The following is a 15,043-nucleotide window of genomic DNA, read 5'->3' on the forward strand; positions in this document are numbered from 1 at the left end:
GACTACTCACGTGACGGAGATAAAAATAGCTCGGGGGAAAGCGAGCCCTCAGAGCAGACCACTGAGCTCCGCCGCGACCAGTCTCACGACGAGGTAGCCGAAGAAGAGCAGTCCGAGCGCAATCGGCCACTTGAGTCGCGCGCGCCAGCGAGGCGTGACGTTGACGGGTGCCGTCGCGAGCGTCAACAGCATGAACCCGATGAGCGAGACCAGTACGAACAGTTCGAGCGTGAACGCACCCACGAACGTTAGGCCGAGGATCGAAGCCAGCATCCAGGCTATCTGGCCGTTGACGAACCGCTGACGCCGCGTCGTCGCCATGCTTCTTCTATCTCTCTTCTCCGTGTTAAACTGTCTGCCTTTCAGAGAGAGTGGTAGGTACCAGCGGACGTGACAGTCGACGTCGGTGTGCTACGTATCGAACGCGGCAGACCGGGCCCGAGACTGCCGAGGGCGCGCACAGCCAGACGGCAGACCGTCACACTCCCCCTACGAGTCCCACGATCGCCAGAACGCGGTTTTAGAGCGGTCGATATTCGGTATCTCGATCAGCCGGGAGGCGCTGTCTCCCGACGAGAGCGTCGGAAACACGTTCTTCGGTTCGTAGTCCCACTCTGCCCGCTGGAGTCCGGAGACGGACATCGGCTCCGAACCCATCCTGGTGAACGGGTACGCAGCGAGGAGCAGAGCCTTCTCGTCGCCCGCGCCGAACTCGCCTTCGTCGGACCAGTCGGTAGACTGGAGTGGGTTTCCCCACTTCCAGTGTTCCTTACTCATCATGTACTCGTCGAGTGGACTGGGAACTCTGTTCTCCACCTCTTCTTCGGTGATCGTGTACCCACCTCGGCTGTGGTCGAGAACCGTCGCGAGTCGGGTGAGCGCGACGTACGCGCTCCACCCGGAGTTCTGAACGTTGTAGCCGCTCTGCTCGTTGATGTCGGCGACCTGTTCGTGCCAGTAGACGACCAGCGAATCCGCTATCGACGGGTCCGTAAGGTACGCGTCGGCGACGGTGCAGACGTCTCCACCGACCGCCACGACCAGCGGATTCTCGGGCGAGGCGTTCCTCGCCTCTTCGACGATGAGGTCCGTCCCCGCGGACCCGATCGCGTCCGTGTCCTCGACCCGGCCGGAGGACGGCTTCTCGTGATGGTCGAAGACCCCGAACTCCGGCGACGGGAGGTTCTCCATCCCGCTCTCGACCGCCATCCGATACGTCTTCTCGTGGTTCGTGACGTACTCCTCCCGGTGGCGCTCGTACTTCGTCTCGTTCTTCCACACCTCCCGGGGGTATCCGAGGAGGAACCCCCGCAGGTCCACGGTGTCGGAGTCCGCCATCGCCAGTGCCAACTCGCCCATGTAGTTGTCGGTGCTCTGGTCGTTCAGCTGTACGAACGGGTTCGAGGAATCGACGTCGAGCGGATTCGGGAGGTTCTCGTAGCCGGGGTACTCGCCCGCGTCGTCGACCGGAGTGTCGGTCGCCGTCGCGGTCGATTCGGGCTCCGGTGTCTGCGTGGGGGACCGCCGCTGTTCGGTAGCCGTCGTCCCGCGTTCGGTGTCGGTTCCCGAACGCGGTTGCGACCCACATCCTGCCAGACCGGCCAGTAACACCGATAGCTTCAGAAACGACCGTCGCTCGTAGTCACGTCGATCCTCGGGCACGTGTTCCGATCGTACCTGATTCGATGAAAAACTGTCGTAGCGGATGGGCGCAGTGCGTACTGACCACCCCCATCCCCGTTTCTCACGATGCAGAGGCGGGAGATGCGGGGGCGGTGAAACCGCGGGCGGACCGCAGTCGTCCGATCGTCGTGCGACGACCGCCGTACCAGCCACCGTTCTCTGCGGCGGCGACGATCCATACAAAAATTTAAAGTTCTCTTCCACCGAGTCCTGTTCTATGGGTGTCACAATTATCGGCGCAGGAGTCGCCGGCTGCACCACCGGATACCTTCTCAGCCAGAACGGATACGACGTTACGATCGTCGAGAAGGACGCCGTGGGCGGCCTGCTGCGCGAGATCGAGTTCGACACCGGTTACCACTGCGACTCCGCCCCGCACCTCCTCTTCTACGACGAGGAGGAGGAAGCCGTCGTCGGCGAGTTGTTCTCGGAGTTCACCGACCTGGAGCGACACGACTTCTACGCGAAGACCTATCCGACGGGGACGCTGGAAGAGCCCCACGATTACCCCGTCTCCCGGGCGAACATCGACAGATGGGACGACGGCGATCGGATCCGGGAGGAACTCGAAAACGCCGAGGGCAAGACGGACGCTGATTACTTCGACCAGTACATGCTCAAGCAGGTCGGCCCGACGCTGTACGAGCGATACAACGAGAACTACACCGAGAAGCACTGGGGCGTCGAACCGTCGCGTATCACGGGCGACTGGTTCGACTTCAAGATCAGCTTCCCCGACGACGAGGACTCGTTCTTCGACGGCGGGGCGTTCTACCCCGACGAGAAGTACACGTCGGTCCTGAAGGAGATGATCGAGGACTGCGACGTCGTCTTCGACGGAGTGAGCGGCCTCGAGACGGACGGCGACCGGATTCTCGCGCTCGAAACCGAGAGCGGGCAGCGTCTGGAAGACGACCTGTTCGTCAGCACCATCGACCCGAGTTTCCTCGTGGACGACATCGACGTGTCGCTGAACTATCGAAGCATGGTCATCCTCGGTGCCCACGTCGAGGCGTCAGAACGCCTCTTCCCGTCGCACGTGAACTGGGGGTACTTCCCGAACGACTACGAGTTCACTCGAATCACCGACTACGACTTCACGCCGCAGTCGATACCCGAGGGCGAGTACATTCTGACCGTCGAGTTCCCGTGTTTCGTCGGCGACGACCTCTGGTCGAGAGACGCGGAGTGGTTCGACGACTACCTGCTCTCGTTCCTCGACGAACAGGGAGTCGACGCGACGGTTCTCGACTCGGAGGCGCGGCGCGCACCCCGTGCGTATCCGCTGCCGGTCGAAGAGGAGATTCAGAAATTCGAGCTCATCAACGGTCAGGTCAGCGAGTACGAGAACATGCACAACCTCGGCCGAGTGAGTACGTACGAGTACATCTGGATCAAAGACATCGTGCAGCAGGCGTACGAGACGGTCGAGGAAATCACGGCCGCGGTGGCGCAGTGAGCGTCATCGAACGGCGACAACCTGCCTAGCATGAGATCCGACGACGTTGTCAACTCGGTGCGGTCGTGGATGGACGAGGAGACGTACGAGCGGATTCGAGCACGGGTTTCTCCGCTGTACCGGACCGCGAAATACGACGTGGTCCAACCGGTGCAGAACCGGCTCCGATTCAGACGGCGACTGCGCGAGACTCCGGAACATCGGATAGACGACCGTGACGTGCTGATCGTCGCCGTAGACTGCCTCCGTAACGACCACCTCTCACGTGCAGGGTACGACCGCGAGACGACACCGTTTCTCGACGGCTTGCCGGGATACTCCCCCAACTGCGTCTCGGCGGCACCGTGGACGTATTCGTCCGTTCCGTCGATATTGACGGGACAGTACCCACACAACCACGGCGCAGCGTACGATCAAGAACTGCGAAACCAGAGCGTCAACAACCCGCCGGCGACGATACGCGACGACGTGTACGCGCTGCCGGAACTGCTCGCGAAGGCGGGATACGACACGTACTTCGCCAGCGCTATCGTCACCGCCGAACTACCCCTCCGCGGGCGATTCGAGCGGTCGTCAGTCGAGCACGACGCACCCGCGGACGAACTCGTCGACGGCTTCCTCGACTGGTGGGATTCGACCGACGAGAGCCGATTCGGCTACCTCCAGCTCGGTGATTTGCACTCGCCGCTGCACCGGCCGGCGAACGCGCCCTTCGGCGAGGTCGAGGACGTGCCGGACGTCGAACGATGGGACTTCACCACGCGGACCGACCCGCAAGAGGAGTTCGAGACGTACCGACGAGAACGAATCCGTCTGTACGACACCGTGCTTCGATTCGTAGACGAGGAACTCCGACGGTTGTTCGACGCTCTCGCGGCGCGGAGCGACCTCGACGACACACTGATCGTCGTCACGAGCGACCACGGCGAGGAGTTCTGGGAGCGAGTCGAACTCGAGCGACGCCACTTCCACGACCCGCGCGGCGTCTACGGCACCGGTCACGGCCACGCGCTCGTCCCCGAGGTACTGTTCGTTCCGCTGATTCTCGCAGGAGGATGGGAGCACGCGACCGACGAACTCGTCTCGACGACCGACATCGTCCCCACGGTGCTCTCGGAACTCGGCCTCGACGACGACTCGCTCTCGACGTGCGACGGCGTCCCCATCGACCGACTTCCGGCCGAGAGAGCGGTCCTCTCGGAGGAGATCGCGTACGGATACGACCAACAGGCAGTCGTCCGTGACTCTCACCTCCTCATCGACTCGCCGCACGAATCAGAGTCGGTCGTACTGAACACCGACGAAGACCGCCTCGTCGAAGACCCCGAAATCGAGGCCGAACTCCGCTCGTTCCTCACCGACGACAAACACGTCGGTGACCCCTCGACACTGGATTCCCGAACGCAGGACCAACTGGCCGACCTCGGCTACCTCTGACGGTCCGGCGACGGACGAACAGCGGTTCCCGCGTCGCACGGTCTGCCCTCACTGCCCCGCCACGGTGGAGACCGGCGCTCGGCAGGGACTCTGAGGCCGGGTGTCGGCGCCGACCGTAACGGACGCACAGTGAGTGACGAGAGGAACCCGACTGTCGTCATCGGCACCCGCGAAGTTTGACTCGGAGTTCGACGCGTCTGGCGGTGATTGACCGCCGTGATGCCGCTAGAGACGGCATTCGCCCGGCTGTCGTCATACGATCACGAATACTGACTAGTTTCAGAGTAGGGACATGATAACTCGATAAGAGTATTAGTAAGAAACCATTGAACGATTGATTCGTCACCCCCCGGACAGCGTACCTGGTCTACACGACATCACCTAGTCCGTTTGGCATATCTAGAACTGCGTCCGGTGATTTCACCACGCTTAAAACTCCTAAGACCGCGCTTGGGTACTCTCTCAGCCACATTTCGCAGCCCTCGTGGGCGACGAGACAGGCGGGCCGGGAGACAGAACTAATCCACGAGATAAATCGACACTTGCGGTCTAGTTAGGACCCTAACAATTACAGTATTAGAAACGTCACAGAAATTCGGATTCAGCCGCTCGATCGGACGGCTCCCCCCCGCTCGGCGTAAATAGAATACTACCCGCTCGTGTCGGGCAGTTAGAATAATTATAACTCTGACATAGTCCGGGGGCAGGTCCGGGGTCGACGGTATCGGCGGTCGAACGCTAACAGAAGACCGAATATCACGACACCAGCCACGACGAACTTCGGTCGAAATGTTCTCTCCAACAATTCACGAATGTAAGACAGTATCCGAACGAATATTCAGAGGAATGATTTAATAGCTATCACTTTTCTCATTACCCACATGGACAAGCGAGTCTTCGTCACCGGAATCGCGGGATTTCTGGGTAGCCACTTGGCGGACGCGTTCATCGAGGAGGGGTACGAGGTAGCCGGCAACGACAACCTGATCGGCGGATACGAGAGCAACGTCCCCGACGAGGCGGAGTTTCACCGCATCGAGTGCCAAGACGTGGAGGCGATGAAAGAAGCGATGGGAGACGCAGACATCGTCTACCACACGGCCGCGCTCGCACACGAGGGACTCAGCGTCTTCTCGCCGGCGTTGATCAACGACCACATCTACCAGGCGACGTCGGGAACGCTCGCTGCCGCCGCCGACTGCGACGTCGACCGGTTCATCTACTGTTCGAGCATGTCCCGGTACGGGGAGAACGAGACGCCGTTCACCGAGGAGATGGAACCGCGTCCACAAGACCCCTACGCCATAAGCAAGGTCGCTTCGGAGGACTTGACGGAACTGCTGGCCGACGTCCACGAGTTCGAGTACGTCATCGCGGTACCGCACAACATCATCGGACCCCGACAGAAGTTCAACGACCCGTTCCGCAACGTCGCTGCCATCTTCATCAACCGGATGCTCCAGGGAAAACAGCCGATAATCTACGGCGACGGCGAACAGAAGCGCTGCTTCACCTTCATCCAAGACGACGTCCGTCCGTTGAAGAAACTCGCGCACGAGGATGCAGTCGTCGGCGAGACCATCAACATCGGACCGGACGACGAGTTCATCACGATAAACACGCTGGCGGAGGTCATCGCCGACATCATCGATTTCGATTTAGACCCGATCTACGTCGAGGGGCGACCGCAGGAGGTCGAACTGGCGAACTGTTCGGCGGACAAGGCTCGCGACCTGCTCGGATACGAATCGCGATACACCCTCCGAGACGGACTCGAGGAGATGGTCGAGTGGGTCGAGGAAGTCGGCCCCAGAGAGTTCGAGTACCATCTCGACCTGGAGATCGTCAACGAGAAGACGCCGGAAACGTGGAAAGAGCAGATGATCTGAGATGTCCACTGCGCTCGACCGTTCGCAGTACGGACGCTTCGTACGGGTGATGTGAGTGGGGGATCGGTCGGCCGAATCGAACGGAGACAACGGGGTTGACACCGAAGATGGAACCAAGCACGCCAGTGGAAGTCGAGATACTGAACTGTGATAAGCCGGCAATCGGCGTCGTCGCGACCGAAGACAGTGGAGATGCCATCGCACGCATCGCTCTCCGCGCGAACCGACGGGGGTACTCACTCCTCGTTGCCTACCAGGGAGAGTCCGAACCGGAGTCGGTGGAAATCGCCCGGGAAGCGTCTGCCATCGTCGTATCGGCGACCGACTCTGATTTCGTGGACGACATCGGCGAGTACTACCTCTCGGAGACCGCTCAAGAACTCGGCTTCCCGGGAGTCGTACTTCACGAGAACCACGACGAGTACGTCGACTACGACGCCATCCGTCAGTCCGAACGAACCGCAACTGAGGGATTCTACGCGATTCGCTCGCCCACCCGTTCGGATCGCAGCCAGGCGTGTGAGATACTAGCCGGCATCCCTGCGTACAACGAAGGTCGGAAGATACACGAGGTCGTCACCGAGACGCGAAAGTACGCAGACGCGACCGTCGTCGTCGACGACGGGAGTGCAGACGATACGGCTGACCTGGCTCGACGCGCCGGTGCAGTCGTCGTCGAGCACGAACGGAACCGGGGCTACGGTGCAGCGCTGCAGACGCTGTTCAAAGAGGCCGACAGACGGAACGCCGACCACCTCGTCATCCTCGACGGCGACGGACAGCACGACCCGTCGGACATCCACAAACTCGTCGACCGGCAGCGGACCACCGGAGCAGAACTGGTCGTCGGAGACCGGTTCGGCGACGGTGCAGAGAGTGAAGTGCCCCTGTATCGACGTTTCGGCCTCACTGTGGTCAACGTCCTTACGAACCTCAGCATGGGCGTCGTCCGGTCGGACGCGTGGGTGGCCGACACGCAGAACGGATTCCGAGCGTACGACCGGCAGGCGATTCGGACGCTGGCGACGGCCGACAGCCTCGGTGAACACATGAACGCCAGTACCGACATCTTGCACCACGCCCACAACCACAAGTACGATATCGAGGAAGTCGGAACGACAGTCCGATACGACATCGAGAACGCCAGCACGCACAATCCGGTCAAACACGGCGCCATCATCGTGAGCAACCTGCTGCGAACGGTGGAGCGGAAGCATCCCGTACTGGTCCTCGGAATGCCGGGGTTCCTCAGTACGTTCGTCGGTCTGGGAATCGCTTACTGGACGATTTCGTCGTACATCCAGACGAACGAGTTCTCTCTGGGGTTCGCGATGGTCGCCTCGTTCACGACGCTCGTCGGCGTGTTCGCCTGTTTCTCGGCTATCATCCTCCACTCGTTGCAGACGCACTACGGGTGATACCGCCCGCGGGGGGGTCGGTGCCGAGGCGATTCCGGACTCGGTTCACGGGAGCGCGTTCGACAACCGCCCGGCGACGTCGGACGCCAGCGCCTCCGACGCCGCGACGACGACGTCGTGCGGTTTTCCGTCGGCGAACCCGATTCGTTGGGTCCGAAGCGAGTCGCCGTTCCAGTCGGTGACGGTGCCGCCCGCCTCCCTCACGAGACGGAACGCGCCGGCGAGTTCCTCGGCCGTCGCCCGCTTGCCCTCGTGGAGGTGACAGTAGTCGCCGGAGACGGCGACGTCGTACGCTCCGCGGGCGACGAGCGCCGAGTGGTGTCCGAGGCTCCGGTAGTCGCCGGGGTAGCCCAGACGCCAGAGCACGGACGCGAGTTCCGGTCGCTCCGCGAGCATGTACTGGTCGACGAGAACGTTAGGTGGCGTCCCGTCCGCGGACGTTCGCCCCGTCGTCTCGAGGCGCGTCCGCCGGTCGTCGCCGTCGGTCGCCCACCGTCTCGTGAGGAAGGCCCCCTCGTCGCGGTACGCTTCGTACAGGTCGCCCGTCGGGAGGACGAGGTAGCCCATCGCGGCGACGTCGCCGAAGGTCGGGTCGGGGTCGTCGCAGACGGCGACGACCGGTCCGAACGGCAGTTCGCCGACGCCGTTCGCCAGGTTCGCCGTCCCGTCGACTTCGTCGACGATGGCGAGGTAGTCGGCGTCCGCCGTCGTCGACTCGGTCTGTTCCTCCGTGAGGACGGCGTACCGTGCCGACTGGTCGGCGAAGAACCGTTCGAAGCGCTCGGTGAGCGACCGATCGAACGCGGTCGTGAAGTCGGCGTCCGCCGTCGGGACGGCCCGCCGGTCGTCGTCCGAGAGTTCCGCGAACGCCGCGTCCGCCCGTCGGAGTGCGCCGCGAACGACCGACCGAAATCGCTCTTGTTCGCTCATCTCGGTTCCGGATTGGCGGCGCTGCCGCGTAGTAGTGTCGGTCGGCCGGGGTCGAACGACCCGATTCCCGCCACCGTCCTCGCCGGTGACCGAGGCCAGACGCCGGAGCGTCCGGCCCACGAGCGGCGGCCCGCGACCGACGAGGAGACAGCGCCGACCCCGCGCTATCCACTTTGCTTTATTGGGCTAAAACAAAGTTCTTGCTCGAACGGCTCATCCGCCGAATGTAGCCAGCAGAGGCCGAGAAGCGTCCAAATAGCCACTCATATATCAAATAGCGCTATATCAAATACCGCCGAGCCGTCCACCAGCGAGTCAGTTCGGGTTCCGGGCGCCAGAACGGCCTCGGGGAGGAGTCCGAGACGAGTACGGACCGCTCAGTCGTCGGCGACAGCGGGTGCGTTCGACGCCTCGGGGTGTGCTTCGACCGGGTCGGACTCCGGTATCCACTCGAGGTCCGCCTCGTAGCGGAACGCGCGGTGGTCCTGAGTGGGGTCGACGACCGTCAGCGAGAGCCAGTCGTTGTCCAGCAGTTGGGCCAACTCGCCGTGGTCGGCCAGGACGGCGGTGACGCGTTCGACCGGCGCGTGGACGACCGTCGAGAGGCGGAGCGGCTGGTGGTACGGTTCGTCGTCGGCGAGCATCAGCGACTGGAGGGGGAGGCCGGTCATCAGGTCGCCGCCGTTGCCCTGGTAGACACCGACGTTACCGACGGGGTTCTGGGTCACCTTCGAGCCGCTCCCGTAGACGGCGTTGTCGACCGTCGAGAAGTAGTACTGGGCGTTGATCCACTGGGTGACGACCATCGGGCCCGTGAGTATCGCTTCGAGTGCGTCGCCGTCGGGGTCCGTCGACCAGTCGTACGAGTGGAGGAAGGCGCGGCCGTCGAGGTCGAGACCGCTGGTCAGTTCGCGGGGGCCGACGACGAAGCCGGCGTTGCCCGCCAGCCCCCACTCGGGACGCGTCTCGGCCCAGTCGGCGGCGCGGCGTTCCGTCTCGCCGACGCCCGTCGAACCGTCGGCGCCCATCGACGCGGCGCGCTCGGCGGCCGCATTCTCGCGGGCGGTCGCGAGGTCCGCGCGCAACCGGTCGAGGTCGTCCGCGTGGCTCTCGGGGACGTCCTCGGCGAACAGTTCCACTTCGTCGGTCGTCGTGTTGTGCTGACCGGCGACGAAGACCGTGTCCTCGGGGATTTCGAACCCGCGGTCGCGGAGTTCGCTCTTGACGGCCTCGTCGTTACAGATGGACGCGAGGGCGCGAGCGCTCGGGCCGCCGGGGTTCCCGGCACAGGCACCGCAGTCCAGACTCGCGTCGTAGGGGTTGTTGGTCGTCTCGCTCGCGTGACCCGCGAAGACGACGAGGCGGCCGAACGTCTCCCACCCCATCAGCTCGAAGGCGGTGGCGGCGTACTCAACGCGCTCCTCGCGAGTCAGTCCCACCGGACGGTCGCCGACGTAAGAGTGCTGGTGGTCGACGAGTTGCTCGCAGAACTCGTGGGTGTCGGGCACCGCGTCGTCGGCGGTGTCGAGCAGGTCGAAGACGCGGTCGGGAACGAGCGTCCGGGCCGCGAGCGCCAGACCGTACCCGCTACCGGCGCTCTCGACGAAGCCGAAGGCGGTGGCCGGGTTCGTCTTCACCGTCTCGACCACCTCGCTCGCGGCCTCGCGGAGGCGCGTCCAGCGGTCGTGTCTCGCGCGCGTCTCCCTGTCGACGGGGACCTCGGAGATGCGGTGCTGCGGGTCGAGAATCGGCGGACAGGCGTCGACCAACACCTCGGAATCGTACCCCTGATACTCCATGGGGATGCCGAAGAAGCCGGCGTAGCCGTGCGTCTCGTAGTCGCCGGCCGCCTCGACGTGACGGCGGATGATCTCCGACCGCGTGTCGATGCAGAAGACCAGTTGCGCGTCCGGGCGACCGCTGGGTTCGGCGTCGTCGAGCGCCTCGCTCTCGGCGGCGACGCGCTCGACGACCTGACGGCGATAACTCGCCTCCCACGCGCTCAGGAACGCGTCGGCGAGTTCGTCTGCCGCCTCGGCTTCGGTGCTGTCGGGACCGGTCGACGGCCCGATGTCGACGCCGAAGCTCTCGGAGAGGGCGAGGCGAACCGCGAGGTAGCCCTCCAGCGTGACGGGGTACGTCGACTGCCACGCGCCGTCGTCGGCGGCGCGCTGTTTGACGAAGCCGGCCCAGCCGGGGAGCGCGGCGAACTGCTCCTCGAAGATGGGCACCCACTGGCTCTCGGGATACGGCTCCAGCACGGACGCGATGGCTTCGCGTGGCGACTCCGGTAGGTCGGCGGCGACCCCGTCGTCGGGAATCTGACCGTCGTGCGCGGCCACCGACCGGAAGGCGTCGTAGAACCCGTCCTCGCGGTTCGGCATCGACCACTGCGCCTGCCCTTCGTCGAGGAACGCCGACAGCCACTTCGTCAGCACGTGGTCGACCAGTTCGGCGTCGGTGTTCGGGGGCTCCGACTCGACGCTCGTGTCCATGCGTTCCAGCAGGGTCTCGGGGTCGTTCTCGTACCCGCGCTCGGCCAGTTCGGACGCGAGTATCTCGGGCTCGATCTGCCCGTCGTCGAGGGCCGCCCGGAACGTCTCCGGGCGCGGATAGCCGCGGCCGCCGAGGAGGTCCGCGGCCTGCGTGACGGCCTCGCCGAACGGTACGTCCTCGAACCCCGAGAGCGGGTTGGCCGTCACGAACGAGTGGATCGGCCAGACCGACCCGACGGTGGTCGCTGCCTTGTCGATGCTGTCTTCGACGGTGTGTTCAGTGCTCATTGTATTCCTCCGCGGCGGTCAGCACGGTACCGGAAGCCGGTTGGCTCGCGTTCAACAGCGCGACGTAGAGACGGTGACTGCGCTCGTGGACGCCGGCCGCTATCGCGACGTAAGCGGCGAGGAAGACGACGGCGACGGCCCCGTGGAGCGCGGTCAGTTCGGTCGGGGCCGCGACGACGGGAAGCCCGGACAGGACGCCCGAGATAGCCTCGTAGACGAGCGCGTAGACGGTGATGGCCGGGACGAAGACGAGTGGGACCGCGCCGTAGCGAGCCGTCGCCGAGAGCGAGGTGTGCTCGACGGCGCTGCGGGCCGCGTGCAGCGTCGTGAGCACGACGAACGACACGAGCAGGAGCCCGCTGTCGCCGGTCGTACCCTTCCCGGTGAGGACGGCGAACAGCCAGCCGCCCGCGAGACCGGTCACCAGGACGACTGCGGCGCCTGCGACGCTCGTCCCGCGGGTCTCGCTCTCGGTCGGACTGGTGCGCTCGACCCGTCCGCCCGCGCCGAGGAAGTGATACGCCTTGTAGAAGCCGTGCAGGACGAGGTGGGTGACGGCGGCCCCGAAGAAACCGAGGCCCGCCTGCATGATCATGAAGCCCATCTGTCCGACCGTCGAACAGCCCAGTTCGGTCTTGACGTCGGACTGGACGGCTTTGAGCAGCTTTCCGAGCAGGGCGCTCGTCGCACCGACGACCACGATGGCGAGCATCAGGGTGGCGTCGACGGTCACGACCGGAGCGAAACGGGTCAGCAGGATGCCGCCGGCGTTGACGAACCCGGCGTGCATCAGCGCCGACGCGGGCGTCGGGGCGGTCATCGAGGAGAGCAGCCAACCGTGGAACGGGACGAGCGCGGACTGGATCATCGCCGCGAGGACGAGGGCGGCCGCGGCGACCATCCACACCGGTCCGCCGAGACCGTCGGCGGCGGCCGCGACACCCGAGACGGTCGTCGCACCGGTCGTCCACCACAGCGCCGTCAGTGAGACGCCGAGGAGCGCGCTGCTGGCGAGGAAGTATCTCCGAGCGACGCTCGCGGCGGCCCGTGCCTGCCTCCAGCCGTCGACGGTACCGACGAGTTTCGCCATCACCAGCCCCATCGTCAGCCACAGGGAGGCGAACAGGGCGAGGTGGTCGGCGGCCACGAGGCCCATCACGGTGACCGTGAAGCCGAACACGGCGAGGAAGAAGCCGGTCTCGTGAGCGCTACCGGCCATGTAACGGCGCGAGTAACTGTGAACGATACCGCTGAAGAACGTGACGACCACCCACATCAGGACGGTCAGGCCGTCGACGGCGACCACGCCGGGAATCTCCCAGACGCCGCCGGTCCGGACTCGGACGACGAGGGCGACGACACTCGCCGCGAACAGCGACCACACGAGCCACGTCAGTGCAGCGGACACGGACGGCGACTGCACCGTCGTGTCCGGGAGCGCTCCGACCGTCTGTTTCGAGGTGCGTCCTGACATCGTTCGACTCATCGTACGACCCGTCCCGGCGACCGAGGCGAACTCGGAATCCGTTTTTGGTCGTTCTTACCCCATATCGAGAACGAAATGACTATTAAATCTATCTATATTCCCAAATCGTTCGTTCAAAGGACATTATAGAACGTTATGGTTATTCGAGCCTGCGGTCTGACGCTCGGTGGCGGGGTCGAATTGGGGAGCCTCACGGTCCGTCCGTCCCTTCGAGTTCGTCGCGAGGCGTGCCGTACGCCCAGACGCGGCGGTCCCGGTCGTCGTTCTCTGTGCCGGATTCGGCTTCGAACCGGTGCGTCGGTACCGAAGCGTTCGATATACTCGTTCAGGAAACCATATCGTGATCTAGTCCCGAGTACCGGCATGGAAGAACTGTCAGGTACCGTCCTCGCCGGGCGGTCGTTCGAACCCATCCGCGGGCGCGTCGTCGTCGAGGAGGGTCGGATCGCGAGCATCGAGGAGACGGAGACCACGTCGACAGACATCGTCCTGCCGGCGTTCGTCAACGCGCACACGCACCTGGGCGATTCCGTCGCGAAGGAAGCGGCCGTCGGACTGTCCCTCGACGACGCAGTCGCACCGCCGAACAGTCTGAAGCACCGGCGGTTGGCGACCGCCGACCGCTCCGACCTCGTGTCGGCGATGCACCGGACGCTCCGATTCATGCAGCGAACCGGCACGGCCTCCTGTCTGGACTTCAGGGAGTCCGGAGTCGCCGGGGCGCGCGCGCTTCGTGAGGCGGCGGCGTCCCTCGCTCTCGACCCGTTCGTCTTCGGGAGCGGCGACCGATCCGTCCTCGACGTCGCCGACGGGTACGGGGCCTCCGGCGCGAACGACAACGACTTCGCGGACCAGCGTGCCGCGTGCGAGGAGCGTGACCTGCCCTTCGCCATCCACGCCGGCGAACCGGACGCGACCGACATTCACCCGGCGCTCGACCTGGACCCGAATCTGCTCGTCCACATGGTGCACGCCGAACGGGAACACCTCGAACGAGTCGCCGAGCAATCCGTTCCGGTCGCGGTCTGTCCGCGCGCGAACACCGTCCTCGACGTCGGAACGCCGCCCGTACGGGAACTGCTCGACCACACGACGGTCGCGCTCGGAACCGACAACGTGATGCTGAACCCCCCGTCGATGTTCCGGGAGATGGCGTACACGGCGAAGCGGTTCGACGTGACCGCTCGGGAGGTGTTACGGATGGCTACCACGGCCGGTGCCGAAATCGCCGGACTCGACTGCGGCGTCGTCGCTCCCGGTCGGCGGGCGGCACTCGTCGTCCTCGACGGAGATTCGGACAACCTAGCCGGTTCGGTCGACCCGGTACGGGCGGTCGTGCGTCGGGCGACCGAGTTGGACGTCAAACGAACGCTCGTTTAGGAGTCGTCGGCCGCCCGACTCCCGGAATCGAACTTCCCGAACGGCGTCGTCTCGTGGGCGCGCACGAGTACTTCGTCGGCGACGGTGAGCCCCATATCGAGGAGTTCCTGCGCGACGGGCGTGATGTCGCCGTCCGTCTCGCCGACGGCGGTCACGAGGAGGTTCTGTTCACCGGTGACCAACTCCTGGACCGAGACGACGCCGTCGATTTCCAAGATGTCGGGGACGATGTCACCGCGTTCGGGAATCGAGGCGGTACAGTAGAGCAGCATCCGGAGCGGATACCCCGACTTCTGGTAGTCGACGTTCGCGCGGTATCCCTTGATGACGCCCTCGGATTCGAGACGCCGGATGCGCTTGCGGACGGTGCTGTCCGACGTACCGGTCCGCTTCGCGATGTCTCCGGACGACGTGTTCCGGGCATCTTCCTGAAGTGCGTACAGGATCGCTCTGTCCACGTCGTCGATCTCCTCGTCGGCCATACTACCGTGTCGGAGAGGGAGGCACTTTACCTTTTGACGTCGGCCCGGTCGGTCCGTCGGACGCTCTGCCCGCGCCCGCACTCGCCGCGAGCGGGA

At 64.5% G+C, this 15,043-nt stretch carries 11 protein-coding genes; 5 read left to right on the top strand and 6 right to left on the bottom strand.

The features are described from left to right. Positions 1–48: 48 nt before the first annotated feature. Both BM310_RS19740 and BM310_RS19745 read right to left on the bottom strand, forming a co-directional pair. Positions 49–321: a hypothetical protein gene (locus BM310_RS19740; protein WP_089811068.1), complete on the bottom strand. Its 273-nt coding sequence runs from the start codon at positions 319–321 to the stop codon at positions 49–51. A 168-nt stretch (positions 322–489) separates the two neighbouring features. Then, positions 490–1,941, bottom strand: coding sequence for a hypothetical protein (locus BM310_RS19745; protein ID WP_177232718.1), 1,452 nt, complete (start codon positions 1,939–1,941; stop codon positions 490–492). Here BM310_RS19745 and BM310_RS19750 point away from each other — a divergent pair. From BM310_RS19750 to BM310_RS19765, 4 genes are all read left to right on the top strand, one after another. Beyond that, the gene (locus BM310_RS19750; protein ID WP_177232719.1) at positions 1,901–3,142 is read left to right on the top strand and encodes a protoporphyrinogen/coproporphyrinogen oxidase; all 1,242 of its coding nucleotides are present in this window, start codon (positions 1,901–1,903) and stop codon (positions 3,140–3,142) included. The two genes, BM310_RS19745 and BM310_RS19750, sit on opposite strands and share 41 nt — an antisense overlap. A gap of 30 nt (positions 3,143–3,172) precedes the next feature. Then, positions 3,173–4,579, top strand: coding sequence for a sulfatase-like hydrolase/transferase (locus BM310_RS19755; protein WP_089811073.1), 1,407 nt, complete (start codon positions 3,173–3,175; stop codon positions 4,577–4,579). An 881-nt stretch (positions 4,580–5,460) separates the two neighbouring features. After that, on the top strand, positions 5,461–6,468 hold the full coding sequence (locus tag BM310_RS19760) for an NAD-dependent epimerase/dehydratase family protein (protein ID WP_089811075.1): 1,008 nt from the start codon (positions 5,461–5,463) through the stop codon (positions 6,466–6,468). 107 nt (positions 6,469–6,575) lie between these two features. Further along, positions 6,576–7,886: a glycosyltransferase family 2 protein gene (locus tag BM310_RS19765; protein WP_089811077.1), complete on the top strand. Its 1,311-nt coding sequence runs from the start codon at positions 6,576–6,578 to the stop codon at positions 7,884–7,886. A gap of 45 nt (positions 7,887–7,931) precedes the next feature. On the opposite strand, the gene BM310_RS19770 is transcribed toward BM310_RS19765, so the two are convergent. The 3 genes from BM310_RS19770 to BM310_RS19780 form a co-directional block, all read right to left on the bottom strand. Beyond that, entirely contained in the window at positions 7,932–8,816 is an 885-nt protein-coding gene (locus tag BM310_RS19770) for an inositol monophosphatase family protein (RefSeq protein ID WP_089811079.1), read from the bottom strand. Positions 8,817–9,193: 377 nt separating this feature from the next. Then, positions 9,194–11,599 carry a DUF2309 domain-containing protein gene (locus BM310_RS19775; protein WP_089811081.1) on the bottom strand — a complete coding sequence of 802 codons (2,406 nt, stop codon included), beginning with the start codon at positions 11,597–11,599 and terminating at the stop codon, positions 9,194–9,196. Continuing rightward, complete coding sequence (locus BM310_RS19780) at positions 11,589–13,073, bottom strand: proton-conducting transporter transmembrane domain-containing protein (RefSeq protein ID WP_089811297.1); 1,485 nt, start codon at positions 13,071–13,073, stop codon at positions 11,589–11,591. Before BM310_RS19780 ends, BM310_RS19775 begins: the two co-directional genes overlap by 11 nt. Positions 13,074–13,448: 375 nt before the next feature. On the opposite strand from BM310_RS19780, the gene BM310_RS19785 reads away from it, so the two are divergent. After that, positions 13,449–14,465 (top strand): amidohydrolase family protein, encoded by a 1,017-nt coding sequence (locus BM310_RS19785; RefSeq protein ID WP_089811084.1) that lies wholly within the window; start codon positions 13,449–13,451, stop codon positions 14,463–14,465. On the opposite strand, the gene BM310_RS19790 is transcribed toward BM310_RS19785, so the two are convergent. After that, complete coding sequence (locus BM310_RS19790; RefSeq protein ID WP_089811086.1) at positions 14,462–14,947, bottom strand: Lrp/AsnC family transcriptional regulator; 486 nt, start codon at positions 14,945–14,947, stop codon at positions 14,462–14,464. The genes BM310_RS19785 and BM310_RS19790 overlap by 4 nt on opposite strands. Positions 14,948–15,043: the final 96 nt, after the last annotated feature.

The sequence above is a fragment of the Halogeometricum rufum genome (assembly GCF_900112175.1).
Lineage (GTDB): Archaea > Halobacteriota > Halobacteria > Halobacteriales > Haloferacaceae > Halogeometricum > Halogeometricum rufum.